Below are 25,860 nucleotides of genomic sequence, written 5' to 3'. Positions count from 1 at the left end.
TTCAGCGCTCGCCCGCGCCAGCCAGACGGCCACCGTGAAGCACCACTTTTTCGGCCAGCCGCGCGGCAACCCATGGGCTGTGAGTGACCATCAACAAGGTGGTGGGGCTGTCGTCGAGCAACTCCAGCAACAACTTCAAAACCTCATCGCTGGTGGATTCATCGAGGCTGCCGGTGGGTTCGTCGGCCAGCAGCAGTTTTGGCTGCGACGCCAGGGCACGGCCCAGCGCGACTCGTTGCTGCTGGCCGCCGGACAGTTGTTCCGGATAACGCTGCAGCAAATCACCCAGGCCCAGACGTTGCACCAGATGCGCCTGCCAGCGCGGATCATGGCGCCCCGCCAACCGTGCCTGGAATGCCAGATTATCTTCCACGCGCAAGCTACCGATCAGGTTGAACTGCTGAAACACCAGGCCGATTTCGGTCCGCCGCCAGTTCGCCAGTTGGCCTTCGTTCATCTGTTCCAGCCGATGTTCGCCGCTGCGGATGCTGCCGCGATCGACCTTGTCGAGCCCGGCAATCAGGTGCAGCAAGGTGCTCTTGCCACTGCCAGACTCCCCCATCAACGCGAGGCTGCTGCCAGGTTTCAAAGTGAGGTCGACACCTTGCAGAACCGGCAGTGGGCCCTGGGGAGTGGCGTAGCTTTTGAAGACACCTTGGACCGTAAGCATGGGGCAAACCGTTCGATGTGCGTGGAGCAAGGATAGCGGACGGTAGCGGCACCGCGAATAGGTCCGCTCAGACACCCCATAGCCCACACACTTCAGGGAAAAAACAGACACAACCAAGGAATTGCCTGACTGCTGATTCGTATCCATATGGATACCTATGGGATTCGGGTATGGGCCGCTAAAGCCTTTACAAGGCCTTCGCACCCGGTGCAAAACCACGTTTCGATACGGTTTTAAAGGTCATTCACGCCCTTGGCATCGATCTCTGCGCGCAGCCGGGTCATTCAGTCAATCACTCGACGCCCTAAGAGACTCTTCTGATTAGACTGCTCGCTTGCGCGCCACCCACGTAAAACACAACGGCAGCTGCGCCGTTTGCTGCTCATACCGATCATAGAGCTCCTCGCGGTTGGAATGCGGGTACTCCTTGAAGTGGCTGATCTGCAATCCGGCGTCAATGGCGCCGGTGAAGATCGCGCCCAGGGTGTGGACGAACCAGTAGGACGAAGCAGCCTGCAGGTCGACTTTGCCTTCGTAGACGATCGGCTGGTCCTGCACGAAAGGTTCACTGCGAAAGTACGAGCTGTCCGGCCGATACGGATCGTTGGATTCGGGGTCGAACATTTCGAGGAAAGGATGCGTTTCGTACACCACCAGGCTGCCACCGGGCTTGAGGGTTTGTGCGACATGGCGGAAAAATTCGCCGATGTCCGGCATCCAGTTCAACACGCCGATAGTGATCAGGGCCACGTCGAAGCGACCCTGAAGTTCAGTCGGCAGGTGATGGATATCTGCCTCGATGAACTCAGGCGCATGGGGCGAGCGTGACGCCAGTTCCCGCGCCTGATCGAGGAACGCCTCGGACTGATCGACGCCCACGACGTGGCGGGCACCCAACGCAAACAACGACAAACTTTCGCGGCCGTTGTTGCACCCCAGTTGCACCACGTCTTTGCCGTCGACACCCACGTGTCCCAACAAACCTCGGAGGGTGTCGTCCATGCAGCAAAAATCCCTATCACTCACAGCCGTCAAACGGGCCTGCCATTGGGGGGTGTCTTTATGGTGTCGGGCGGAGTCATTCCAGGCATCGCGGTTGCTGGCGATGGCTTGTTCTTTTGTCGGCATTTCCATTGCGCGCTCCAGACTGGGGTCTTGATTGACCGGCACGAGTCTAGATCAGCGTTTCGAAAACCCCCACTGAGTCTTTGTTCAAATCTTGTAACCCGGGCATCGCGAACGCGCGCTCGTACGGCAGCTATAGTTAATGACCTTGGGGTAATGCGGGAAAAACCGATTTCGCAGGTGCTGCCATGAAAACAACCGATCTGAGGCGACTGCTCGCCCTTTGCCTGATCACCACAACCGGTGCTCACGCGGACGACAGCCTGACACCCACTACCGATTACAGCAGTGAGTTCAACTATTACGGGGCCGACCAACCCTTCGCTCACCCCGTGCCACCGTCACTGAACGCGGTGCCGCCCGGTTCGTACATCCCGACAGCGCCTCAGGACTTCACCCCCACTTCGAGCCAGCATACGTTCTACGACTCAAGATTGCCGACGGTAGCGGATGCCACGGTTCGAGTGTTCATCCGCTCCTACGATCAGCAACGCGGCGTCTACGTGAACAAAGAAGTCCTCGACCCCACGTGCCTGCTCGCGTGTCTCAGCCGTCATGGGCCATTGGTGCAATAAGCGCTACCACTGGCGTTTTTCCGGGCGCGCGAGGCCGAGTTTTTCTATCCGGTAACGCAGCATGTCGCGGCTCAGGCCAAGCAGTCGTGCGGACTTGGTGACGTTCCAGTCGGTCTTGTCGAGCATCTTGCGCACCATGTCGCGCTCCACTTCCGGCAGGTTCATCGACTCGGTGCCGTTGTAGACCGGACGCGGTTCGCTGTGTTGCGGCTCTTGCTGGAACACCAGCGGTTCATCCACCAGGCTCAGGCACACGTTCAATTGATGGGCCGCGATGGTGTCGCTCTGGGCCAGCAGCACCGTTTGCTCAAGCATGTTGCGCAACTCGCGCACGTTGCCCGGCCAGCTGTAGCTGAGCAGCAGTTCTTCAGCCTGATCGCTGAAATACAGGTTCGGTTTGCCATAGCGTTTGCCGTGGATGGTCAGGAAGTGTCGAGCCAGCAGCAGGATGTCTGCGCCACGGGCATACAGGCGCGGCACCTTGATCGAGATGATCCGCAAACGGAAGAACAAATCGCGGCGGAACTTGCCTTGCTGGACCATTTGTTCAAGGTTGCAGTTGGTGGCGCTGATCACCCGCAAATCGACCTTGCGCTCCTTCACCGAGCCGACCCGGCGGATCGTCCGGTCCTCCAGCAGCTTCAGCAGTTTGGCTTGCAGCAACAGGTCCATCTCGCCAACTTCATCGAGAAACAGCGTCCCGCCATCGGCCGCTTCCACTAGCCCGACACGGCGGTCCTTGGCGTCGGTGAAGGCGCCTTTCTCGTGGCCAAACAGTTCCGACTCCACCAGGTTGGAAGGAATCGAGGCGCAGTTGAATTCAATGAACGGACCTTTGCTGCGCGGGCCGTCGAAATGCAACGCACGGGCCACCAGTTCCTTGCCGGTGCCGGTCTCGCCTTCGACCAACACCGGAGGCAAATCGGTATTGGCCATGCGCCGCTCGGCGTCGAGTAACTGGCCAATGGTGTTTTTCAGGTACTGCATCGGTGCCGATTCGCCGATCAACGCCTGCACCCCTGACTTCTGCGCTTCGCGCTCCTGATAAAACGACAGTGTGCGTTCCATTCGGTCGGTGGCCAGGGCCTTGTCCAGCAACAGCTTGAGCTCCGGCAGCGCCACCGGTTTGGTGACGTAATGGAACGCGCCCTCTTTCATCGCCACCACGGCGTCTTCGACGTTACCGTAGCCGGTCATCATGATCACTTTCAGATCCGGCGCGCTGATGCGCAGCTTCTGGATCAGGTCGTGACCGCTCATGCCCGGCAGCGAGTTATCCGTCAGCACCACGTCCGGGACGACCGTGTTCAATTGCTCCAACGCGTCCTCTGCCGAGTGGCAGACCGTCACCTCGAAGTCTTTGCGCTCAAGGTAGGTCTGAATATTCTCGGCGAGGAGTTCATCATCCTCGACCAGCAGAATGCTGTGCTCCATAGTCCCCTCCCGTTGCCACTTTAAAATTGAGACAAACTCGGGTTCCTTCCTGCTCTCGGCTGGTCAGTTCGACCGAGCCTTCGAAACGCTCCATTATTCTTTTGACCAGGGCCAGGCCCACGCCCAACCCGCCTTGTTTGGTGGTGAAAAACGGCTTGAAGGCCATTTGTTGTTGCTGTGTGGTCATGCCCTTGCCGGTATCGCTCAGCGTCATGCGCACATGCCCGGGCTGCGGCCTTTCGATATCGATACTCAGCACCCCGCCCTTGGGCATGGCTTCCAGGGCATTGGCAAACAGGCTATTAAGAATCTGCGTGAGTAGCACCTGCTGGCTGACGATCGGCGGACAGTTCAGAGGGGTGAAGCGCACTTCGACGCAGGAGCGTTTAATCAACGCGTCAAACGCACTCAACGTGTCATCGATGACCAGCATCAGGTCTACCGTTTCGTAGTCGTCGTTCATGGGGCGCAATGACACCAGCAACTCCCGTACCCAGCGCGACATGCGATCGACCTGGCTGATGATGTCGCCGATGTTCTTCTGCGCATTCTGGCTGGCGATTTCCTGAGCCAGTTCGGCACTGGAACGAATGTTGGCCAACGGATTGCGCAAGCTGTGAGCCACCGCCGAGGACATTTCCCCCAGCGCGACGAAGGTCTCGTTGCTGACCAGTTGTTTCTGCTGGCTCTGCAGCAGCATGGCCGCATGCCGCACAATCCAGAACAGCCCAAGGTAGATGGCCAGGCCACCGAGCAGGGTTGCCAGCCAGATCGACTTGAAGCCGCGCTGGATGCGTTCCACCAGGTCGGCGGGTTCCTTGTAGATCTCCACCATGGCGATCACTTTGCTTTTGTCGGCATTGAACATCGGGATGTAGTTCTCGATGAACAGATATTGAGGCTCACGCAGAAGTTGCTGCTCGGGACGTTCCTCATCGATTTCGTGGTAGCTGGTGGACACGAGTTCCTTCATTTCGAAGGATTCGTCCAGCTCCTCATCACCGTCGACGCGCATGCCTATCATTTTCGGATTGGTCGACCAGACCACGGTGCGATCCAGGGCATACACCACCGCCAACAGTGTGTCCGGCAGGTGTTCGACATGATCGAGAAACTCTATGCGGGCAGCGGCACGGGACGCCGGATCGACATCGGGATAGGCATTGTCATCGCGCGGATCGAGCATTTCGCCCATGGTTCTTTTCACGGTGATGCCGGCATGGCGAATTTCCGCATCACCAATGGCCTGAATGAACTGCGCCGTCAGCATGGAATCGCGCTCGATGCTCTCATCGACGACGAAGCGCGTGGACACATGGCCCAACCCCAGCGCCACGGCGGCAATGATGAAAAAGCTGCCCAGGGAAAACCAGCGCAGCAAATTGAACGGTCCTCGCCACCCCTTGCTGTCTGCTGCCGACTTAGCCGACGCAGGTATTTTTTGTTGTTCTGGTATCTGCATAGGACCTTCCCGGATGCCTTGCATCAAGCCTTTTCAGCCGTGTTTCGGATCAGTGTAGGTGGCATTGATCGAGACTGACGGCACCAATAATAGTATTTAGCCGCTATTGCGATTGCGCTGCCTGCAGCGGTTGCTGACGATCGGTCTCTTCTTGCAAAAAACCCATGATTGACTGCGCAGCGTTCTCATCCAGGCGCAGGTTGGGCATGGGAATTTGGTCGAAACGTTCAAACAGCGCCAGCGCGACCGGGTCTTTTTCCGCCAACAGGCGGTCCGGCTCGCGAATCCAGCGACTCAGCCAGGCCGGATCACGCAGACGGGTGACGCCGATCAGGTCCGGGCCAATGCTGCGCATGCCGATGCCCTGCCCGTCCATCGGTCCCAGGCTGTGACACGACGCGCAACGGGTGCGAAACAATTCCTCGCCGCTGCTCAGCGGACGAATTTCGGGCGCATTCGCGTAGCTTTCTTCAACGCTGGGCTGCTTCCAGTTCTGCAGCGTGTTGGCCAACTGATCGGCCAGAATCCACGGATTTTCGAAAGGTGACGCTTTCATCCAGCGGCCCGTGGCCTGGTTGCCGACAATCAGGCTCAGGTTGTGGTCTTTGCTGCGCCCGTTGTCGACGCCTTCGATGAACAGCCCGAGTTTTTTTCGCAGATCGGTGACGTCGGCAAACTCCCCGGTGAGAAACTTCCAGCCCGGCCCGACCTTGAAGCGTTGTGCATAGGCCTTGAGCACGTCGGGTGTATCGCTTAAGGGGTCGATGCTGATGGAGTAGAAAAAAATGTCCTGGCCGACCCGGTCCCCCAGCAACGTCTGCACCTGACGCAGACGCGCCGTTTCCAGCGGACAGGAGTCGCTGCACGAAGTGAAGATGAAATTGATCACCACCACCTTGTCCTTGATCAAATCATCGAAGAACCGCACCTGCCGACCGTCCTGATCGGTCAGCACGGTGTTGGGGAAGTAATCACCGCCCCAGGGCGTCGCCGATTGCGTCGGCGACAGTGCTCCTTCATGGGCGATCAGTACCTGACTGGCCAGCAGGCAGGTGACCAGCATCAATATCAGGTGCATGCCCAAGGCGCGGGAGCGCGGCGTATGCCGTTTCATGTCGGCGCCCTCGCGGTTCATGGTTTGACCAGCACTTTGGTGCCGAACCCGTCGCCAGTGCGAAAGGTTGGCAGTGCGGCGGAGTTCACGTAGCGCACACCATCCCAACTCGGCAGCGGTGTCGGCATCAGCTGGAATTGCCCGGGCTTTTCAATGTCCCAGCGCAGCAGCATGGAGTTGTCCTCATGCTGAGTGTTGTGACAGTGCTCCATGTACGTCCCGGCAAACTCGCGGAAGTTGATCGCCATCTCGACGCTGTCCAGGCCATCGTTTTCCGAGCCGATGCGGTACACGTCCTTGCGCGCCCATTTTTCCCATTCCGGTGGCGCCTTGCCGCCGCGACTGAGGATGATCCCCTCCTCGAAGTGCACATGCACCGGGTGGCTCCAGCCCGTGCCGCCGGCCTTGATGTTCCACACCTCCAGAGTGCCGAAACCGCTGGCACCGGCATCGGTGGGGCCACTGGCCAGTTGGGTCGCCGTGTTCAAGCGGCGTGGGTCCATGTGGAACCCAAAACCGCCATCAGTCTTGACCGTCCACGGGGCTTCATCGGTGCCGTCGGAACGGCCGAAGATGAAGCTCCGGTGACGAGCATTGGCCAGCAGCACCTTGTCAGCAGCATTGTCGCGATGAATTTTCAACGGGATCATCACCAAGCCTTCGGCTTTGCCCGGTTTGGCCGGTTCGTATGCTGCCGGGTCCATGGCCAGGTCCTGACCGGTGTAGGCCTTGACGTTAAGTTGCAAGACCTTGCCCACGCCTGGGTCACCCTTGTCCCACTGCGCTCCTTTGCTGGTTTGCTTGATCACTGCCAGGTATTTCTCCGAGAGCACGTCCGCCAGCGGCACGGGTTCTTTCGGGCCCTTGCCGTCGTCATGAACCAGGAGATTGACCACGAATAATTTGTCCCCGGGCTTGATGCCGTTTTTCGCGAAGTTGACGATGATGTCGAAACGCTCGGCAATGCCCTGGGTGGGCAAAATTGCGTTGTGATTCTTTTTATCGCCATCGGCGTCGAGGTCCATGGTGCCGTCGAACGGCACGCTGTGTTCCATGATATTGCCGTCGTTGGCAATCATGTGGAACGGCACGCGGGCATAGGAGACACCGGCGTTTTTAGGACCGGGGAACTCGCCGCTGCTGCCCTTGACCTCACGCACGATTGCCAGTTTGAAGTAACGCGACACCGAGCCATTGAGGATGCGGAACCGATAGCTGCGGGCGCGCACGTCCAGGGCCGGTTTCCATTGCCAGTTGACCAGCACCTGGTCACCGAGAAAGCCGTCGGTGTTGAACGGGTTGAACCACAGTTGACCGGCCTGATCCCACGCCTTGTCGGCGAGCACCAGGTTGACGTCATAGTCGCGGTTACCCCATGGCAAGGCGCTGCCGCTGGGGAAACGCAGATTGACGCCATCGTTCACCGACTCGTTGCCACGGTCGAGGGCGCTGTAGTAGTTCATCATCGCCGCGTTGCCCTTGTAGACGTTCTGCGCGGTGAAATCGAGCATGTGGTCGTGGAACCAGTGGGTGCTCATGGTTTCGCGCCAGTCGCCACGGATCTTGATGGTGCCGTTTTCGCAGGTCTTGCGGCTGGGGTTATCGTCATTGGTCCACAGTGTTTCACCCGGCGAGCAGGGGAACGCCGCGCGCGGATCATGGGCGTCTGTGTTGATGCTGTCGTAACCGGCCAACTGAATCGGCCAGCGATAATCGTAATACTGCCCCGGGAAGAAAAACGCGTTGGCATAGCCGTCGCTTTCCGCCGGTGCGTGACCGTTATGTTCGTGGGTGCTGATGGTGTGCAATCCAAAACCCATGTTGGCCGAGGGGTCGATCGGCAGGCCGTTGTAATGGCGCATCAGCACCGGCTGGCCGTAACGCACCATCAGCAGTTTGGGTGGCAAGGTCCCATCAAACGTCCACACTGAGTTGTGGTTCTGCACCGGCATGTTTGGGTGAAAGCGCACATCGACGCCCTGGGCGGTGCCATCAGTCAGCGGTACGCCAGCGGTGTGGTGATAGAGACCACCGGGACCAAACTCACCCAGCGTATAACCGTGCATCTGCCGACTGTCGCGCCAACCGCTGTTGAGCCTTGCCCCGGTTTGCACGGTTTTGTAGGCCACTTGCGGGTAGAACTCGTTCCAGCGCTGATGCGACCAGCCTTTTCCTGGCGGACGACCTTCAGCCGACGAGCCAATGCGGCGGTTGAGGAAATATTCGATCTGCGCCTGCCACGGGTTGCGATCGACCACGTTGGAGAACTGACTTGGGAACGGCGTCAGCCCCGGTTGGCGCAAGAAAGCATCGAGTGCGGCACTGGGAGGTGCACTGCGAGCGACACTGGTGGGATCTTGTTGCGGCAGTGGGCCCATCGCCGCCGGTGGAAACGGCAAGGGTGCCGCAGGCGTAGTGGGGTCGAGTTTTTCCGGTCCGAACTCTTCGAACAACATCAGTTGCTGAGTGAACGGCTGGGCGCCGAACAGCGGACTGGGCTTGCCGTTGGAGGGGTAGTTGAAACTGGTTTGCACCGCTGGTGGCAGGATGTTTTCCTTGCGCGTGTCGTCTCGGCTGCCTTTGACGCCACCGGGTAATTCGAAGGAGTCTTCGTTGGCCTCCGGCATCGTCAAGATAGCGTTCAGGGCCGCCGGTTTGTCATCCGGTTCGTCGTAATACGCCGAGGGGTCGGACGGTTCGGGCTGTCGCTCATCGTCGATCGGGCTGGCACGCAGCGTCGCGGTGCCCAGCGTCAGTGTCAGAAGGACGCTCAGGGGCGTCAGGAGGCCAAACCACTTGAAGGGGGACCGCGCTTTACTGTCCATCACCAGCCGCCTCGAAGTCATGAAGGGGGTAGTGGTGGATCTGCAAGGAGCTCGCCAAATTTGTAACTAGTTTTTACATAACCATTAAAACTCTAAAAAACAATGGCTTATCAAAATAAGTTCGCCATGCCAGGGAAAAACGACTGGGGAATGACACCCGCTAATGGGGAACGCTCACACCCATTTTCCGGGGACCAATTTAAACGACAGACGGACTCTCGTGCCCTCGCCTTCACGGCTATCCAGGGTCACCGCACCGCCAAACCGCTCCATGATCCGCTTGACCAGTACCAGCCCGACACCAAGCCCGCCTTGCTTGGTGGTGAAAAACGGCCGGAAGGCCATGCTGCGCTGTTCTTTGTTCATGCCTTTGCCGGTGTCGCTCACCACCACGCTGATGCCATGAGCGTCAGTCGGCTCCAGCGTTATGGTTAACGTGCCGCCCTTGTCCATGGCTTCAAGTGCATTGGCCAGCAAGCTGTTGAGGATCTGCGTCAACTGGACCTGCTGGCTCAGGACCATCGGTGTCAGCTTCGTGTCGAAACCCACGTTTACCGAGGCTTTGGCGATTTGATGCTCGAAGGCCACCAGACTGTCATGCAGCGCCGCCACCAGATTCACCGGCTCGGGCTCGTCGTTGAGCGGACGCAAGGATTGCAGCAACTCCCTCACCCACTTCGACATGCGATCCACCTGACCGATGATGTCGTTGATGTTCTTGTGGGCCGGGCCGCTGTCGAACTCCAGGGCCAGTTCGGCACTGGTGCGGATGGTCGCCAGCGGATTACGCAAACTATGGGCCACCGCCGAGGACATCTCGCCCAAGGCGACAAAGGTTTCGTTGGTGATCAGTTGCTTTTGTTGCGCCACCAGCAAAATCGCCGCCCGACGCATGATCCAGTAAAGCCCCAGGTAAATCAGCCCGCCGCCCAGCGCAGTGGCCAGCCAGATCAGCACCAGGCCGCGCTCCATGCGACTGATCAGGTCCATGGGTTCCTTGTAGATCTCGACCATCGCCGTGACGTTCTTGCCGTCGGCATCGAACAGCGGAATGTAGTTCTCGATGAAAATGTATTCCGGGGGCGTCACGAACTTCTGTTCCATGCGGCTCTTGTCCACGTTGTGATAGCTGGCCGACACGGGCACTTTGGAAGCAAAGGCTTGATCCAGGTCTTTGTCGGCGTGGATCGTGGTGCCCACTAACGCCGGGTTGGTCGACCAGATCACCATGCGGTCCGGGGCATAGATGTTGGCCAGAATCACGTCCGGCAAGTGCTCGATATGGTCGAGGAATTCACCACGGACATTGGCGCGGGCCATCGGATCGACGTTGGGAAAGTCCTTGTCTTGGCGTGGGTCGAGCAACTCGCCCATTGTCCGCACGTTGGGAATCGACACATGACGCACCTCGGCCGAGGCAATCGCCTGAATGAACTGGGACGTCAACAACGCATCACGGTGCACGCTCTCGGTAATCACGAATCGGGTGGACACTGCCCCCAACGCCACCGCCACCGTGCCAATCACCGCCAGGCTGATAAGCGAAAACCAGCGCAGTAAATTGAACGGTTGCTTGCGCGAGCTCAGGCGACTATCACCCTCCTCGGCCAGGAGTGTTTGAGTTGACATGCCCATGGACGTGTTCCCGACGATTCCCCTATAGGGTTATAGCCCACTAACGGCCGTTTGCCCGACATTGGGTCTCGTCCCCCCACTTCCTCCTTATGCCGATCTACCCCCAATGCTGGGGACAATGGCCCGTTCCCAAAAACCGCGCGCCGATGCCGTTTGTAAGTAATACGCCCGTGCCTCGGGCCTCTACCGGCCGTTTTCGCCGGTTGGTATGGAAGTTGCCGAAGCCCACTCAACTGCCCCGTTTCCATGGGGCAGGCATTTTGATAGAGGGCTTAACTCATGCACCCTTTACTGTCCAAAACCGCGGCCGCACTGGTCGTTAGCGCACTGGCCCAAGGCGTTGCCCACGCGGCGCTTTTTGCCGTCGACCCCGGCCCCTATCTGCCAGACAACGGCTCGTTCGCCGCCTGGTATCAGGATACTCACGGTCGAACCCTCGACCTTTGCCTGTCCAAGGCTGCCAGCTCGCGAGTGCCCGGCGCACCGGGCGCACCGACGTACATGTGCAACTTGCTGCCGGCCCCCGGGATCTTCGACGACACACAACCCGTCGTCTTCCCGTCCAACTTTCCCGACGAAGCGTTCTGGTTCACCGGCGACGGCACAATCGTCGATGCCGCTCAAGGCATCGACCTGATTTATGTCAGCGCCGTTGAAGCCGCCTTCAGCGGAGGTGACCCGGTCGAAGGCGACCAAATCAGTTTTGGCCGCATCCGCATTCGGGTGGACGTGCCCACCGCCGGCGTCTACACCATCACCCACCCCTACGGCGTCGACATATTTGACGTTCCCGCAGGTGGACGCCGCGCAATCAACATGACTCGCGACATCGGCATCGGTTCGCCGAAAACCTACGACGGCGCACTCAAGAGTGACATCGGCCCGTTCCTGCGCAGCCTCAATGGTCCCTACACCGAGACCAATCCGGTCACCGGTTCAGCCGAGCAATTCGTTGGCGACCCGAACCTGGTGGAAGCCTTCACCGGCAGCCCTTTCAATACCAACTACATCCGCATTGAAGGACCCAACGGGCTGGATTTGCGCACGACGGTGATGGCCATCTCCGGCAAGTTGTCGACCGTGGTCCGGCCAACCCCGATGGTCACCGAGCGCAGCACTTACTCGCGCAAGGCCGGTGAAAGCGCACCAGTGGCGCAGCAGGATGTGTTCGTCATGGCCCCTCCGCCACCCGCCACCGTGACCCTGGACAGCAACAGCCCGGTGCTGAACCTGACCGAGGCTGATACCTCCGGCCGCTGGTACGCCCAGTCCTCAACCAACCCGACGTTGCCAAGCAACCTGGTAGTGACCGCCGACAACCAGCTGGCCATTCCCAGCAGTACGCCGACCACGCTGTCGATGCCACTGACGGACCTGGTGGTGATCCAGACCGCCCAGTACAGCTTGAGCACCGCGCAAATCACGATAGTGGCTTCGACCAGCGATGAAACCTCGCCGCCGGCACTCACCGCCACCACCGACACCGGCGTCGCCATCGGCGCCCTCAGTGGCGATGGCGCAGTGAAATCCCTGGCGACCGGTATTTCGCCGATTCCGCCGGCCAAGGTTCGAGTGACGTCATCCAATGGCGGCAGCGACACCGAAGAAGTGGTCATCGTGCAATGAACGCACACATGCCCAGATCCTCATCAGGAGGCATCATGAACAAATTGCCACGCCTGGCGCTCAACGCCCTGGGACTGACTCTATCGCTGTCCGGCGGTGCTTTTGCGCAACTCGCTGCCGTCGACCCCGGCCCTTATACCTTCGCCTCGGGAAAATTCCCGATCTGGTATCAGGACAACAATCTGCTGTCGATGGAACTGTGCCAGTCCCGGGCCGCCAGCTCGCGGGTGCCGGCTGCCACACCACCGGCCTACATGTGTACCCTGCTGCCGGCACCGGGCATTTTCGACGACACCCTGCCAATGGTGTTTCCGGATAACTGGCCAGACGAAGCCTTCTGGTTCCTCGCCGAGACCACCATTCCCGACAACGCCGCTGGCTATGGTATGGACGCTTATGTCGCCGGGATAGAAGCCGCTTTTGCCGGTGGAGATCCGCTCGATGGCGATCAAATCAGCTTTGCGCGGATTCGTATGCGGATCAACGTGCCCATCGCCGGGACCTATACCGTCACTCACCCTTATGGCGTGGAAACGGTCAATGTCACCACTCCCGGTCGTCGCGCAATCAACATCACCAGAGACATCGGCGTCGGTGCGCCGGGCGTTTTCGACGGGGCATTGAATGGGGCTATCGGCCCCTTCCTGCGCAGCGTCAACGGCCCCTACACGGAGGTGAACCCGGACACCGGCACAATCGAAACCTTCGTCGGCGACCCGAACCTCACCGAACAAGTCACCGGCAGCCCCAATGACACCAACTTTGTACGCATCGAGGGCCCGGCCGGCACGATCGAAAGCAACCTGTTCACACTGTCCGGCAAAGTCCTCGACAATCGTGCACAAACCCATGTCGACCTTAGCCGTGCAACCTACCGCCGCACCAGCTCGGGCACCGGTACCAGCACCCGGGTCGAAGTCTTTGGCAAAGCGGATAACAGCTCTACATTGTGCTTGCGCGAAACCATCGCCCTTGTGCCAGGCCCACCGCCTACACCCTGCCTGACCGACATGGTAGGAGACGGCACCGGTTTGTACTTCGGTCAGCGTGTGTTCAACGGCCCCGTGCCTCCCGTGGTGGTACTCACCGCCACCAACCCGGCCGGCACCACGCGCCCTACGGCGGTCTCGAGCAAGCTCGTTGACCTGGTGAAAATCCAGACGGCTCGCTACAACTGGAGCAATCACAGCCTGCTTATCGAGGCCACGTCCACTGACGAAGTGGCAGTGCCTGACATGGTCGCGCAGGGTTACGGACGCCTGTCAAAATCCGGCACTCTGCAAAAAATCACCATCGCTGACCTCAACCAGCCACCCGCCACCGTCACGGTAAAATCCGCTGCGGGCGGCAGCGATACCGAGCCCGTCGTGGTTGTCGGTATCGCACCGGATACCGGCGAGAACCAGGCGCCACTGTCGGTGGACGACGCCGGCAGCACCAGCTTCGGCGTGCCGATCACCCTCAACCTGCTGGCCAACGACAGCGACCCGGACGGCAACACGCCACTGAGCATCACCGCGTTGACCCAACCGGCCGCCGGCGAGGGCACCGTGGCATTGAGCGGAACGACAGCGGTGATCTACACCCCGCCTGCCGTGGTTAATGCACCGCTGACCACGACCTTCACCTACAAGGCCCAAGACATCAAAGGTCTGGCTTCGGCTACCCCGGCGACCGTGACCATCACCGTGGCGCCTAACCAACCACCGGTGGCTGTCGCCGACAGCATCGCCACCCTGGGTGTGGCGATACCGATCAACGTGCTGGCAAACGATACCGATCCGGAAGGCAACGTGCCGTTGGCAGTCGCCAGCTTCACTCAGCCGCCGGCAGGTCGCGGCACCGTCAGCAGCAACGGCACGGTGATCACCTACACACCACCAGCCACGGTCACGACGGCCTTCACCACGACCTTTACCTACATCGCCCAGGACAGCTTCGGCGCCCTGTCGACACCGGCTACGGTCACCGTGCAAGTCTCGCCAAAACCCGCTGCGGAAACCTTCACGATGACCACGGCCACGGTGTCGGCTCGCTCCAATAACCGCTTCACCTGGGACTTTGCAGGCACCTCATCGGTGATCACCGGCAACACCATCACCGTCCAGGTTTCCACTCCGACCGGGTTGGCAACCCTGGGCACCACCACGGTACCGGTGACCGGTCGCTGGAGGCTGTCGTTGAACAACACCACTACGGTGATTCCATCGGCGAACCCGACAGCCACCATCACCTCGTCCCAAGGCACCGTGCGCACGGTCTCGGTGATCTCGAACTGAGCCCTCGCCCCGCTCACCGATTCGGTGAGCGGGGCCGGCCTCTTCCCAAAGGACGCAGCCATGAAAACCTCGACCGTCGCCCTGCTCTGCCTGCTTCTGCTCTGCAACAGTGCAGGCGCGCGCGCCGACGATTTGATGGAGAACGACGACCTGGCCCCCGGCACCGACCTCGGCGAGTTACCACCACCGATTGGCCTGCAAGCACTGATCGATCAGAACGGCCAGGCCAACGTTGCGCTGCTGCAACAGAACGGCCAGTCGCTGCTCGGTCGCATCGTCCAGTCGGGCAGTAATCAGGAAGCCTACATCCTGCAGCAAGGCAGCGACCTGATGGCAATGATCACTCAGCAAGGTTCCGGCAACGCCGCCTCGATCACCCAGACCGGCAGCCACAACCGCGCGCAGATTTCCCAAAACGGCAACAACAACGACGCCAACATCGACCAGGCCGGCACGGGGCTTTCAAGCGCCGTGACCCAGTCCGGAAACGGCATGAGCGTTTCGGTCAAACAATACCGCTAAAGCACTGCAGCACTTGGAGGTTTCATCATGTTTAAACTGACGCCCCTCACCGCCGCCATTCTGGTCATTGTCAGTGCCCAGGCGATGGCCGACGACAGCGTTTCGACTCAAAACCAGTTCGGTACCGCCAACGTCGCTGATGTGAAACAGACCGCGGCTCCGTTCAGTACCGCCACCCAACAGCAAGTAGGCCAGGGCAACGACGCGGCCGCCGTACAAGACACGGCCACCAGCACCATTGACCAGAATCAGCACGGTGATTACAACGCCGGCTACGCCGAGCAACTGTTCGAGGACGGCAGCACCATCAACCAGCAACAGGTCGGTAGCTTCAACACCAGCCATGCCAGCCAGTCGATTGGCGTGGGCGGCAGCCAGGCACTGCAACAACAGCAAGGCACCGGCAACTTCTCGTTCATCTATCAGGACAGCCAGGATGGCACTACCGGGCACACCTTCCAGTTTGGTGACAGCAACGAGGCCAATATCGAACAGATCCAACTGGGCACTGCCAACAACGCAGTGATCATCCAGTACGGCACCGCCAACTACGCCACCGCCGAACAAATCGCCCAGATGGGTGGCCAGATCAATCTCAACCAATCGGGCGAAGGCAACTACGCCTATGGCGACCAGCGCGATGGCAACGGCGGCACCGTGACCATCAACCAGTTCGGCGACTTCAACGGCACCGAAGTCTGGCAAGGCGGGCAAACCGCCAGCGAGGCCACCGTCAACCAGTACGGGCAAACCAACGAAACCGTGGTTGACCAGAGCTTCGGCGAAAACAACGTCGCCCAAGTGCTGCAAGTCGGCGACGTCAACGCAATCTATGCCGACCAGTTCGACTCCGTCGGCTCGGTCCTCGCGCTGTACCAGCAAGGCACCGGCAACGTGCACTTCACCTACCAGAGCGGCGACAGCCATGTGCTGAACGCTACCTCCGTGGGCACTGAAAACAAGGTCTACGCCAGCGACTGGAAAGGCCCGCAAAAGGGTGGCCAGTTCGGCAGCAACCAACGTGCAACCGTCAACCAGAACGGCACCAACAACACCGCCAGTTTCACCCAGAACGGCATCGGCCACATCATGACCACCAGTCAGACCGGTACCGGCAACAAAACCACCGTCAAACAGGCTGAAAACTACAACGAGCTGTACTTCGACCAGAACGGCAGCGACAACATCCTCATCGCCGACCAGCGCGGCACCTCCAACCTGGCCCAGGGCAGCACCAACGGTATCGGCAACACCGCCGAGTTCACCCAGTCCGGCACCATGAACGTGGCCTACGTCACTCAGGGCGGCACCGGCAACATTGCCAGTGTCACTCAGAGTGGCATAACCCAGACTGCAACCGTGCAGCAGTCGGGCAGCGACAACCGGGCAACCGTGCTACAGCAATAATCTCGCGGCATAAAAAAACCGCGGCCCTTGGAGGGTCGCGGTTTTTTTGTCTGTGCCTATCAGCTACGTGGTAAGCGAGGGGGCGGACGCTGGGGCAAAGCCTTTGGGTTCCTTTTTGGCGTTTGAAAAAGGATATGTACGCCTGAAGAAACAGGTCGGCCCGAAGGCCGCCTCGGTTCACTCACCCTCAGGCACAACCTTGTTCTGAGTCAAATAGCGGTCAAGCGTCGCATTGTTATCAGGCGAAGAGTTATCCCCCGCCACCTGCCACAACCGCCGCTCAATCCCCTGCGCCAGCAAATGCCCAACGGCCGACTCGATCGCCGACAACACACACAATTGCGCCGGCTCATTCGTGGTGTACCCGACCTCAGCCTCCAGCAACTTCTTGAACTCGATAAACTTGAACACCCCCGCACTGCGCCCAACAGAGTAAATCGTCTTGCTGGTCATCACATTGGCCAACACCTGCCCACTGCGTACATCGACAGCACGCAGGTTCACCGACACCTGATCCACCCGATATTCCCGGGAAATATCGATCCCCAGATACCGCGCCCCCTCCCCACCACTGCGCACGTTGGTGTCATAGGCAACAATTCCGCCCTCAAGCATCAAATTGGCCGCCTGCAACGGTGGCAACTCACCCTGGATATTCACCGGCGTATTGGCCTTTTTCTGCGAGGCGCGAATGATCTTGCGCTCGGTCAGCAGGTTCTGCAGCCCCTCACGTTCCAGCACCACAAACCAGCCACTGGCCTGCAGCGCATCCATCAACATGCTCGCTGCGCCCTGGGTCACGCTGGTGGAAAAGGAGCTGGCCGGGGACGGTTTGTACTGCCCGGTCTGATCCCGGAAGCCATACACCACTGCCATCAACCGCCCCTTGGGTCGTGGCATGTTCAGCAAGTCGTAATAGGTCGACGCCCGAGGTGTCAGGGTCGGTGATTCGGTGTCCTGCTCGGCCCCCATCGGCTCGCGCAAACTGCACCCTTGTAATGCCGCGAACATCAGCCCTAGCGCTATTATTTTTTTCATGTCCTTAACTCCCCATCGATCCAAGTCCCCGTCAAGGGGCCAGGCCATTCACCCGGATTTCGGAAATTTCACCGGTCGCTCGGTCGGTCACTTCAATAGTCAGTGCACCGGAGTCGTCGATGACGTTCACAACAAAAGCGTCGGTGGTCAGGCTCCCGGCATTGCCCGCGGAGATGTTGTCCATCAACTGCCCTAGCAACCGTGATTGCAGCTGACTGGTGAAGCGTTCCAGGGCCGACGTGCCGGCCACGCTGGTACGGTTCTTGAAGTCAGGGTCGTCGTAATCGTTCTGCGCCTGGGCATTGTTGAGCAGCCAGGTGCCGTTCAACGGGTTGCCGCCGAACGACGGATTGACGGGCGTATAGACCAGCTCCGTGGCCTGGACCAGCCCACAGCAGCCCAGTCCTAATAACCACATGCCCGTGCGTGTCGAGAAAGTTCCAGTGTTCATAGTTCGTCCCTCTCAAGGTCGGTGGTGTCCTGCAACAAGATTTCCAGCTTGCGCTGGACGATCTGCACGCGGACCAGGTCGGCTGCCTCATAGGCCTCGTCCTTCAACTCCACGGTGTTCGGCGCCAGGAAGCGCCGATAAACCAATCGTTGCTGATATTCCACGGTCACCAGGCTGCCCCAGCGTGCCGAAGGTCGTTCACGTACTACCAGGTTGAAGTCCATCGGACTGGTGGCACGCAGGCGTTCACTGAACGAGTAGTAAAAGTCGTGGCCGATGTGCGAGATCGTGTCGTCGACGATAAAACCCAGCATTTCGTCTTCGTCGGCAGCCGCCACGAAGGACGTCATCAGCATCAGGACCAGGGCCGGTAGCCAGTGTCTGTTCATGGCATCACCGCCCCAACGCCTGAGGCGTTTTTGGATTGGCCTTTGGGCGCGGACGCGCCATTGAGGAAGGCCTTCTCGGCCACGAACTGCCAGTCCTTGTAGCTCGCCATGCCGGTGAAGTCCGACCATTGGGTGGGAAAATCCGCCTGCTTGAGCGGCGTGTCCGTGGAGGGGCTGCTGAGTCCGGTGATGCGTCCGTCAAACCCGCGCATCAACGTCCATTCGCCGGTACCCATCGGGTCGGGGTAGAGGTTGCGCAAGTGGTGTTTGGGCGATGGAAAACGCTCGTCCTGCAACAGGTCCGCCAGCTCTTTCGGGTACTGGGCCAGGCCAGGTGAACTGCGGTAATAGCTGCGCAATGCCTGGGCATATTGAGTACCGACCCAGAGCAACTGCCGTTCACGATCACGGCGCGACGCGGTGGACCACAACTCGCCAGCGCTGGCCAGGCCCATGCCCATCAACATGATCAGGAACAACACGCCCAGGTAAGTGAAGCCGGCCTCGTTGGAGGGTTTACCACTCGGAATACAGGCTGCCATCACGCGCCCTCCCTGTAGCGCCGCTTTTGATATCGGCGACCCCGCCCGGGACGCCGTCAGGCGGCGACACCAGCACCCAGATGTCTTTGCGTTCGGCAATCGGGTCCATCGGCGGGTTGCGCAGGTAACGCTGCTCGACCAGTTGTTCGATAGAGTCGGGATAACGCCCGGTGTCGCCGTAGTAGTGGTCCAGTGCTTCGCGCATGGCCGACAGGCTCTGGCGCAGCGTGGTCTCTTTCGAGGCCTCGAGGCTGGTGAAATAACGTGGCAAGGCGATGGTCATCAGGGTGGCGATGATTGCCATGACCACCATCAGTTCCAGCAGAGTAAAACCCTTTTCCCGACGCATAATCTCACCACTCCCGGTAGGCGATGCCGTTGAGACCCTTGCCGCGCGCCTTGGAGTAGACGTCAAAAACATCTTCGCCTTCGCGCGGGTTTTGAGCCGTACTGTCGTAGGAGCGCACGCCCCAGCCACCTTCGTCGTCACGCTTGACCGGCGCCAGCGGGTCATGGGGCACGCGCCGCAAAAAGAACAACTTGGCGCCCTTGGCGCTGCGCACATCGCGCACACCGTCCACCAGCACTTGCAGGTTCGACGGGTAGCCGCTGCTGTTCAGGGATTTCTCGATGTAGCCGGCGTCGAATGCACGTTTGTAGGCGTCGATGGCATCGCGAATCTGATACAGCGCCGTGCGCAGTTCCTGCTCCTTGCCCCGGCGCACCACAGTCTCGGTCAGCGGCGCGGCCATGCCGGCCAGCAGGCCGATCAGGGCCAGCGTCACAACGACTTCGATCAGGGTAAAACCGCGTTGCGAGGCGTTCATGATCAAGGCTTCTCGACGACAACGTGGGTGGAAGCAACCGGAGCGCTCAGGGCCTCTGTGCGAATCGCCGAGCCCATCCCACGGTCCGGTGCCCGAATGTGCATGCTGGTTTCGGTACCAGTGGTGAACTCCATGTCCGACGGACTCTGGTACGGCAGGTTGCGCACGATCCGCGGCGTGATCGACAGCACCAGCTCCGATTTACCGACCGTGTCCTTGTTGCTGCCGAACAAGCGGCCAAGACCCGGAATGTCGCCAAGGCCGGGGATTTTGTTCCCGGTGGCGCCATGGTCATTGCGCATCAGGCCGGCGAGAATCTGGGTTTCGCCGTCATGCAGGCGCAGGGTGGTCTGGGCGTTGCGGGTGTCGACCTGAACCGGAATCGTGCCTTGGCGGGTCGGTTCCAGTGGCGTGGCGTTACTCACTTCCAGGGCGATCTTGATCGCCACTTCGTTGTTCAGGTGCACGGTCGGCTGTACTTCAAGTTTAAGACCGACATCGAGGTAGGTGACGCTTTCGGTGATCACCGGGCCTTGAGTCGAGGGCACCGAGGTGGCGCTGATGATCGGCACGCGCTGACCAATGTGGATGCGCGCCTGTTCGCGGTTGCTGACGCGAATCACCGGGCTGGCCAGGGTGTTGATCTCGTTGTCCTGGGCGTTGATCTTGGCCTGCGGTGACGGCGAGATGGAGATTCGACTGGAGTTGATGCCTTTGAGTTGATCGAGCAAGGTTACGGCCGAGCCGTCACTGTTGACCACACCGAAGGTGTTGGGCCATTGCAGGCCAAGGTCGAGAATCCGCTGAGTGGCGACTTCCATTACCTCCACTTCCAGCACCACTTCAGGGTTGGACTGGTCCTGCGATTGCAGGAGTTTTTCAGCCATGCGGATAGCGTCTTCAGAGTCGCGCATGGTCAGGGTATTGAGGCGTTCGTCGACGAACACGTCGCGGGTCTTGAGCATGGTCTTGATCATGTTCAGCGCGGTGTTGGCATCGATGCTGGTCAGGTAGAAGGTGCGCATCACCAGCTCCTGGTAATCCTTGAGCTTCTGCGGCGAGTCCGGGTAGATCAGCAAGGTGTTTTCATTCACCACTTTCTGGTGCAACTGGTTCTGTTGCAGCAGCAGTTCCACGGCGTCTTCGATGCGTACGTCACGCACGAAGATGGTGGCTTTCATGTCCGGGCGCAGGTCCTTGTCGAAGATGAAGTTCAAACCGGCGACCTGCGACAGCACCTCGAAGATGGTTTTCAGGTTGGCTTCGCGAAACTCCAGGGTCACCGGCCGATCGAGACGGGTGCGCAGTTGTGGATACGCGATCACGTTGCGGCTTTGCACCAGGCGGACGCTGCTTTGCAGCTCCAGCGCCCCTTCATTCTTCGGGTCCAGTTCGAGGATCTGTCTCACTTGGCGGTCGGCGCCGTAGATATCACCGCGACGCAGGTCACCACGGGCCAGTTCGAGTTTTTCATCCAGGCTGCGCATGTGATCGAGCTGGCGCAGTGAGTCCTGGGCACGGCGGTTGTTCGATTCGATGGTCAACACCCGGCGGTAAGCCTGGCGGGCAGAGGCGAAATCACGCAGGGAGCGATCCATGTCGCCCTGGGTCAACAGCGCCGTCACGGCACGCGCACGGCCGCTGTTCAGGGCCAGGTGCAGCTCGGTGTCGCGAGGGTTTTCCCTCAGCCCTTCCTCGATGCGGGCCAGGCCGGCTTCGTACTGCCCTGACGCCATCAGGTCGGTCGCCTCTTGCTTGGCGACCTGCGCGGAACTGCACGCGGCCAGCCCTGCACAAAGGCAAAGGCTCATCAGCGCTCCTATGGTATTACGGCAGGATCTGTTCATTGCGTGCTCCCCACAGACAAAGTCTGAGACAAATGCAGCGGCAGGTAGACAAAGCTGAGTTCCACGTCGGAAATCCCCTCGATCCGCCAGATGTCGTCGATCACATCCCCTTTGCGCACGACGTATATTTTTTCGCCGTTCTGCAAAAACACTTGCAGGTCGGTACGGTCATTCAGCTTGCCAATGAACTGGAAAGGCATCGGTGGTGCAGTGGGGACTTGCACCACCGGGGTCAGGTTGACGGGTTGTTCGGTGACGGTGGCGAGCTGCTGCGCGGCCTTCCAGCTACGGGCGGCGAACAGGTCGCCAGCCGGGCTCAGGTCCTTGACCACCGCGGGCTTGCCGGTGGCAGTGGCAACAGGCAGCGCGCCGCGGGTTTTGCTGCGGGTCGGGGTGGCCACGGTCGCGACCCCAGCATCGCCTTCGTCCGCCTGCTTGAAGTATTCAGGCAACCCGGTCAGCACCGCCGCTACACCGAAGAACGCCACCCAACTCACTACGCGTTTGGTATTCATCATGACCTCGACAGGTAAAGGGTCATGCGGATCCGCCCGGTCAGATCGGTGTCGGCGATTTTTTTACGCTGAAACTCCACGTCCTCCACCACCACCGCCGGCAACTGGCCGAGCAACGCATGCAGGAAGCGCCGCAGTTGCGGGTAGCTGCCGCGCACTGGCAGCAGAATCTGATACCGGGCCAGGTGCGTCTTGGGGTCGATGCCCAGGGAATATTCACCGCGCGCCAGGGTGATGTGCTCCTGAGCCGCCAGCGCGTAAATTTTGTCGATGGCCACCGTGGCCTGCGGCTGGGACGGCAACTTGCTGCGGAAATCGTCGAGCTGACGTTGCGGCAACACTGGCGCGGCAACACTGCCGTCTTCGACTCTGGACAGGTACTCACCGGCTTCGCGCGTCTGCTGGCTGAGCGTTTGCAGCGACTGCCAGTCCGGCATCAGGCCCACCAGGCCATACACCAGCGCCAGCAACACCATTGCCAGCCCTGCCAGGCCGGGAACGCCCAAGCCTTGCAGGTATTCGTGGACGATCAATCTAGGGATTTGCATCGCCAATCTCCCAGCTAGCCGACAGGTTGAATTGCACCGGGTGTTCCGGCACGTTCGCGACGATTTCGTGGCTGAGCAGCGACACATCGGACAGCTCGTCGCTGGCTTCGAGGCTGCGGTGGAAGTCGAGCATGGCTTCCAGATCCCGCGCTTCGGCGCTGATTCGCACCTGGCCTTTGCGGGCATCCGGGGTCAGGGTCAGCAAGGCAATGTCATCCCGGGGAATGGCTTCGAGCATGGCGAACAGGCGTTCCCATGGCCGGCGCAGTTGCAGGGATACCTTGCGCATCTCGGCCAGGTTGTGCGCCTGTTCACGGGTTTCGGCCGGGGTCAGGCTGACCTTGCCGCCCGTGTCGCCGGTGAGTACGCGCTGAGTGGTTTGCAAGTGGCCTTGCTGTTGCGCGGCCTGTTCGCTGAGGTGCTGCTGAATCAGCACGCAGGTCAGCGTGAGCACCACACCACCGACCAGCAGGCTCCAGCCCAAAGGGCCCGAGCGACGGCGCGGCTGGAAGTCGAGCATCAGGGTGCGCATGTCAGGCCACCGCCCTGGACATGACGTACAAACCATCGCGCACGGATGTCAGGTCTTCTTCAAGGGTGCGCAAGTGCACACCGGGCACGTCAGGGTGCGGGGCAATGCGTGCCGGCGCGTGCAGGTAAACGTTCAGCGGCCGGTCGCTGGCGCAGGCCTGCAATTGGTTTTCTCGCCCGATCAATGCCGTCAATGCGGCATCGCTGTCGCTGCTGCCCACCGAACGTACCGATGCCCAACGCCCTTCCCGCGCCATCAGCAACACGCTGCGCACCGGTTCGGCGACGACGAACAGGAAGTCGCCGGCATCCAGGCTTTTATCGAAATGATTGAACGCCGCCATCAGGTAGGGCTGCACCGAGCGCAGGCGCAGGCCACGCCCCGTGACCAGCGTACGCAGCTGCGTCAGCAGGTCTTGCGGCAACGCGGTGGCGACCCGCTCGTAGCCCGCCGGCTCAGCCGACAGCACCATGCTCCAGGGTTGAGTCGGGACGCCGTAAAGGTCTTCGAAACACAGTTGGGCAAACCCGAGCAATTCGCCAGGGCTGCTGATCTGTTCGCTCCAGGGCACCAGACAGAAGCGGCTGAAGTGCCCGGAGATCACCACACTCAACTCGGCACCGGGACGGGGGTGTTCACCCAACAGACGGTCCAGGGTTTCCAGCGCCACGGCCCAGGCATGAAAGCCTTCGTCGATAAAGCCGACGCTGCCCAGCCACACGGTTTCATTGCCACGGCGCTGGCCCAGACCGACACCACTGGCGCCGAGCACGGCGACAAAACGATCACGAGATAAAAGTGACACGATTGATCTCCTCGAGCGTGGTCCGCCCCTCTGCCACCAGCGCCAGTGCCGACTCGCGCAACAGGCGCAAGCCACGGCTGCACGCCAGGGCCTTGATTTTCGAAATGGGTTGGCGCTCGACGATCATTTGCCGCAGCTCGTCGTCGAGGTGCAGCAGTTCGGCAATCGCCGTACGGCCGCGGTAACCGGTGCCCCGGCAATGACCGCAGCCCTTGCCATGGACGAAGTGGTAGTGGTCGACCTTCTGCGGATCGAGACCGCAGAGGCGCAATTCTTCATCGGTCGGGTAAGCCGGCGTGCTGCAACTGGCGCAGACCAGTCGGATCAACCGCTGGGCCAGCACCGCATTGAGTGCTGAAACAAGGCTGTAAGGGTCGATTTCCATCTGGGTGAACCGACCGATCACGTCGAACACGTTGTTGGCGTGAATGGTGGTGAACACCAGGTGCCCGGTGAGCGCCGATTGCACGGCGATCTGTGCGGTGTCGGGGTCGCGGATTTCACCGACCATGATCTTGTCCGGGTCATGGCGCAGGATCGAGCGCAGACCACGGGCAAAGGTCAGGCCTTTCTTTTCGTTGACCGGGATTTGCAGCACGCCCGGCAGTTGGTATTCCACCGGGTCTTCAATGGTGATGATCTTTTCCACGCCGTGGTTGATCTCGGTGATCATCGCGTACAGCGTGGTGGTTTTGCCGCTACCGGTAGGGCCGGTCACCAGCACCATGCCGTAAGGTTCAGCCGCCAGCCGACGCAGGTGGCGCAGGGTTTCTTCTTCGAAACCCAGGGCTTGCAACTGCACGCCGCAGACCTTGTCGGCCAGGTCCTGTTTGTCGAGGACCCGCAGCACCGCGTCTTCGCCGAAAATGCTCGGCATGATCGACACCCGAAAGTCGATCTGCCGGCCGCTGATGCCGACCTTGAAGCGACCGTCCTGGGGCACGCGTTTTTCGCCGATGTCCAGTTCGGCCATGACTTTGACCCGGGAAATCACCTGTTCGGCGAATTCGCTGCCCTGGATTTTGCTGATGTTGTTCAGCACGCCATCGATCCGGTACTTGATCACCAGACCGCTGCCGGTAGTGCCCAGATGGATATCGCTGGCGTGCATTTTCAGCGCGTCGTACAGGGTCGAGTTGACCAGTTTGACCACCACGCTGGCGTCTTCGCTGATGCTGGTCAGGGACAGGCTTTGCAGGGTATCGATTTCGACATCGGCATCCGCCTGGGCGTTGAGCGATTCCACGGCGTGGAAGCTCTCTTCGTGACGGGCCAGGTAGGCCTTCAGGTCGTCGGCATGCACCAGGCACAGCGGCGCCCCGTGCAGGCAGTCGTCGATCCAGGCCAGGCGGGAGGTATCGAAGGGGTCGGCAAACACACCGATGACCGCATCGTCGTGACGCAGCAGGATGAATTCGCGTTTGAGGCATTGGGCAAGGGTGACCCGGTCGAACACCGGGGTGGCTTTAAACAGGCTGTCGGTATCGAGTACCGGATAATGCAGGGTAGCGCCCAAGCACTGGATGAAAGGCATGGGGGCCAGTTCGCACAACACCCCGAGGGCCTCCAGGATACGTTCGCCGGAACTGCTGGCCCTGGCCCTGGCCTGAGCCAGTTGTTCACTGGAAAATCGAGACGGTACACAGTCCAACAGCGCCGGTTCGACGGCAAGGGATAGACGGTCCATGGCAT

The 25,860-nt window shown here is 60.3% G+C and carries 24 protein-coding genes and 1 pseudogene; 6 read left to right on the top strand and 19 right to left on the bottom strand.

Going from position 1 to position 25,860, the window contains the following annotated elements; translation table 11 throughout:
• Window position 1: 1 nt before the first annotated feature.
• A complete protein-coding gene (locus ACXPVS_RS13285; RefSeq protein WP_458510343.1) occupies window positions 2–670 on the bottom strand; it encodes an ABC transporter ATP-binding protein in 669 nt (222 codons plus the stop codon).
• A 161-nt stretch (window positions 671–831) separates the two neighbouring features.
• On the opposite strand from ACXPVS_RS13285, the pseudogene ACXPVS_RS13280 reads away from it, so the two are divergent.
• Window positions 832–978, top strand: a pseudogene (locus ACXPVS_RS13280) (addiction module antidote protein); the annotation flags it as partial.
• A gap of 13 nt (window positions 979–991) precedes the next feature.
• Here the strand turns inward: ACXPVS_RS13280 and ACXPVS_RS13275 are convergent.
• Complete coding sequence (locus ACXPVS_RS13275; RefSeq protein WP_458510342.1) at window positions 992–1,804, bottom strand: class I SAM-dependent methyltransferase; 813 nt, start codon at window positions 1,802–1,804, stop codon at window positions 992–994.
• Window positions 1,805–1,983: 179 nt separating this feature from the next.
• Between ACXPVS_RS13275 and ACXPVS_RS13270 the strand changes: the two genes are divergently transcribed.
• Window positions 1,984–2,370, top strand: coding sequence for a hypothetical protein (locus ACXPVS_RS13270; protein ID WP_458510341.1), 387 nt, complete (start codon window positions 1,984–1,986; stop codon window positions 2,368–2,370).
• Between the two features lie 3 nt (window positions 2,371–2,373).
• Here the strand turns inward: ACXPVS_RS13270 and ACXPVS_RS13265 are convergent, their stop codons facing one another.
• The 5 genes from ACXPVS_RS13265 to ACXPVS_RS13245 form a co-directional block, all read right to left on the bottom strand.
• A complete protein-coding gene (locus ACXPVS_RS13265; RefSeq protein ID WP_458510340.1) occupies window positions 2,374–3,804 on the bottom strand; it encodes a sigma-54-dependent transcriptional regulator in 1,431 nt (476 codons plus the stop codon).
• Window positions 3,773–5,266, bottom strand: coding sequence for a sensor histidine kinase (locus ACXPVS_RS13260; protein ID WP_458510339.1), 1,494 nt, complete (start codon window positions 5,264–5,266; stop codon window positions 3,773–3,775). The genes ACXPVS_RS13265 and ACXPVS_RS13260 overlap by 32 nt, the downstream gene beginning before the upstream one ends.
• 103 nt (window positions 5,267–5,369) lie before the next feature.
• Window positions 5,370–6,401, bottom strand: a complete 1,032-nt coding sequence (locus ACXPVS_RS13255) for an SCO family protein (protein WP_458510338.1) — start codon at window positions 6,399–6,401, stop codon at window positions 5,370–5,372.
• Complete coding sequence (locus ACXPVS_RS13250; RefSeq protein WP_458510337.1) at window positions 6,398–9,205, bottom strand: multicopper oxidase domain-containing protein; 2,808 nt, start codon at window positions 9,203–9,205, stop codon at window positions 6,398–6,400. The genes ACXPVS_RS13255 and ACXPVS_RS13250 overlap by 4 nt, the downstream gene beginning before the upstream one ends.
• A gap of 174 nt (window positions 9,206–9,379) precedes the next feature.
• Entirely contained in the window at window positions 9,380–10,840 is a 1,461-nt protein-coding gene (locus ACXPVS_RS13245) for a sensor histidine kinase (protein WP_458510336.1), read from the bottom strand.
• A 279-nt stretch (window positions 10,841–11,119) separates the two neighbouring features.
• Between ACXPVS_RS13245 and ACXPVS_RS13240 the strand changes: the two genes are divergently transcribed.
• The 4 genes from ACXPVS_RS13240 to ACXPVS_RS13225 are packed head-to-tail and all read left to right on the top strand — an operon-like array spanning window position 11,120 to window position 16,674.
• Window positions 11,120–12,466, top strand: coding sequence for a hypothetical protein (locus ACXPVS_RS13240; RefSeq protein ID WP_458510335.1), 1,347 nt, complete (start codon window positions 11,120–11,122; stop codon window positions 12,464–12,466).
• 35 nt (window positions 12,467–12,501) lie between these two features.
• Window positions 12,502–14,745, top strand: coding sequence for an Ig-like domain-containing protein (locus ACXPVS_RS13235; protein WP_458510334.1), 2,244 nt, complete (start codon window positions 12,502–12,504; stop codon window positions 14,743–14,745).
• Between the two features lie 60 nt (window positions 14,746–14,805).
• Window positions 14,806–15,267 (top strand): curlin, encoded by a 462-nt coding sequence (locus ACXPVS_RS13230; protein WP_458510333.1) that lies wholly within the window; start codon window positions 14,806–14,808, stop codon window positions 15,265–15,267.
• 27 nt (window positions 15,268–15,294) lie between these two features.
• Entirely contained in the window at window positions 15,295–16,674 is a 1,380-nt protein-coding gene (locus ACXPVS_RS13225; RefSeq protein ID WP_458510332.1) for a curlin, read from the top strand.
• Window positions 16,675–16,851: 177 nt separating this feature from the next.
• On the opposite strand, the gene ACXPVS_RS13220 is transcribed toward ACXPVS_RS13225, so the two are convergent.
• From ACXPVS_RS13220 to ACXPVS_RS13165, 12 genes are read right to left on the bottom strand one after another with little or no spacing between them, the layout of a single operon-like run.
• Window positions 16,852–17,712, bottom strand: a complete 861-nt coding sequence (locus tag ACXPVS_RS13220) for a CsgG/HfaB family protein (RefSeq protein ID WP_458510331.1) — start codon at window positions 17,710–17,712, stop codon at window positions 16,852–16,854.
• A gap of 31 nt (window positions 17,713–17,743) precedes the next feature.
• Window positions 17,744–18,163 (bottom strand): curli assembly protein CsgF, encoded by a 420-nt coding sequence (locus ACXPVS_RS13215; protein WP_458510330.1) that lies wholly within the window; start codon window positions 18,161–18,163, stop codon window positions 17,744–17,746.
• Window positions 18,160–18,552: a curli production assembly/transport protein CsgE gene (csgE, locus tag ACXPVS_RS13210; protein ID WP_458510329.1), complete on the bottom strand. Its 393-nt coding sequence runs from the start codon at window positions 18,550–18,552 to the stop codon at window positions 18,160–18,162. The genes ACXPVS_RS13215 and csgE overlap by 4 nt, the downstream gene beginning before the upstream one ends.
• Window positions 18,549–19,094, bottom strand: a complete 546-nt coding sequence (locus tag ACXPVS_RS13205; RefSeq protein WP_458510328.1) for a type II secretion system protein — start codon at window positions 19,092–19,094, stop codon at window positions 18,549–18,551. The genes csgE and ACXPVS_RS13205 overlap by 4 nt, the downstream gene beginning before the upstream one ends.
• Window positions 19,069–19,443, bottom strand: a complete 375-nt coding sequence (locus ACXPVS_RS13200; protein ID WP_458510327.1) for a type II secretion system protein — start codon at window positions 19,441–19,443, stop codon at window positions 19,069–19,071. The genes ACXPVS_RS13205 and ACXPVS_RS13200 overlap by 26 nt, the downstream gene beginning before the upstream one ends.
• Before the next feature lie 4 nt (window positions 19,444–19,447).
• Window positions 19,448–19,921: a type II secretion system protein gene (locus ACXPVS_RS13195; protein ID WP_458510326.1), complete on the bottom strand. Its 474-nt coding sequence runs from the start codon at window positions 19,919–19,921 to the stop codon at window positions 19,448–19,450.
• Between the two features lie 2 nt (window positions 19,922–19,923).
• Window positions 19,924–21,768 carry a secretin N-terminal domain-containing protein gene (locus tag ACXPVS_RS13190; protein ID WP_458510325.1) on the bottom strand — a complete coding sequence of 615 codons (1,845 nt, stop codon included), beginning with the start codon at window positions 21,766–21,768 and terminating at the stop codon, window positions 19,924–19,926.
• Window positions 21,765–22,283 carry a hypothetical protein gene (locus ACXPVS_RS13185; protein ID WP_458510324.1) on the bottom strand — a complete coding sequence of 173 codons (519 nt, stop codon included), beginning with the start codon at window positions 22,281–22,283 and terminating at the stop codon, window positions 21,765–21,767. Before ACXPVS_RS13185 ends, ACXPVS_RS13190 begins: the two co-directional genes overlap by 4 nt.
• On the bottom strand, window positions 22,283–22,831 hold the full coding sequence (locus ACXPVS_RS13180) for a GspMb/PilO family protein (protein WP_458510323.1): 549 nt from the start codon (window positions 22,829–22,831) through the stop codon (window positions 22,283–22,285). The genes ACXPVS_RS13185 and ACXPVS_RS13180 overlap by 1 nt, the downstream gene beginning before the upstream one ends.
• Window positions 22,818–23,363, bottom strand: a complete 546-nt coding sequence (locus ACXPVS_RS13175) for a PilN domain-containing protein (protein WP_458510322.1) — start codon at window positions 23,361–23,363, stop codon at window positions 22,818–22,820. The genes ACXPVS_RS13180 and ACXPVS_RS13175 overlap by 14 nt, the downstream gene beginning before the upstream one ends.
• A gap of 1 nt (window position 23,364) precedes the next feature.
• Window positions 23,365–24,168, bottom strand: coding sequence for a hypothetical protein (locus ACXPVS_RS13170; protein WP_458510321.1), 804 nt, complete (start codon window positions 24,166–24,168; stop codon window positions 23,365–23,367).
• The gene (locus ACXPVS_RS13165; protein ID WP_458510320.1) at window positions 24,149–25,855 is read right to left on the bottom strand and encodes a GspE/PulE family protein; all 1,707 of its coding nucleotides are present in this window, start codon (window positions 25,853–25,855) and stop codon (window positions 24,149–24,151) included. Before ACXPVS_RS13165 ends, ACXPVS_RS13170 begins: the two co-directional genes overlap by 20 nt.
• Window positions 25,856–25,860 lie beyond the last annotated feature (5 nt).

It is taken from the genome of Pseudomonas sp. Ma2-10, from assembly GCF_054330215.1.
This window is presented reverse-complemented; position numbering and strand designations above follow the sequence as displayed.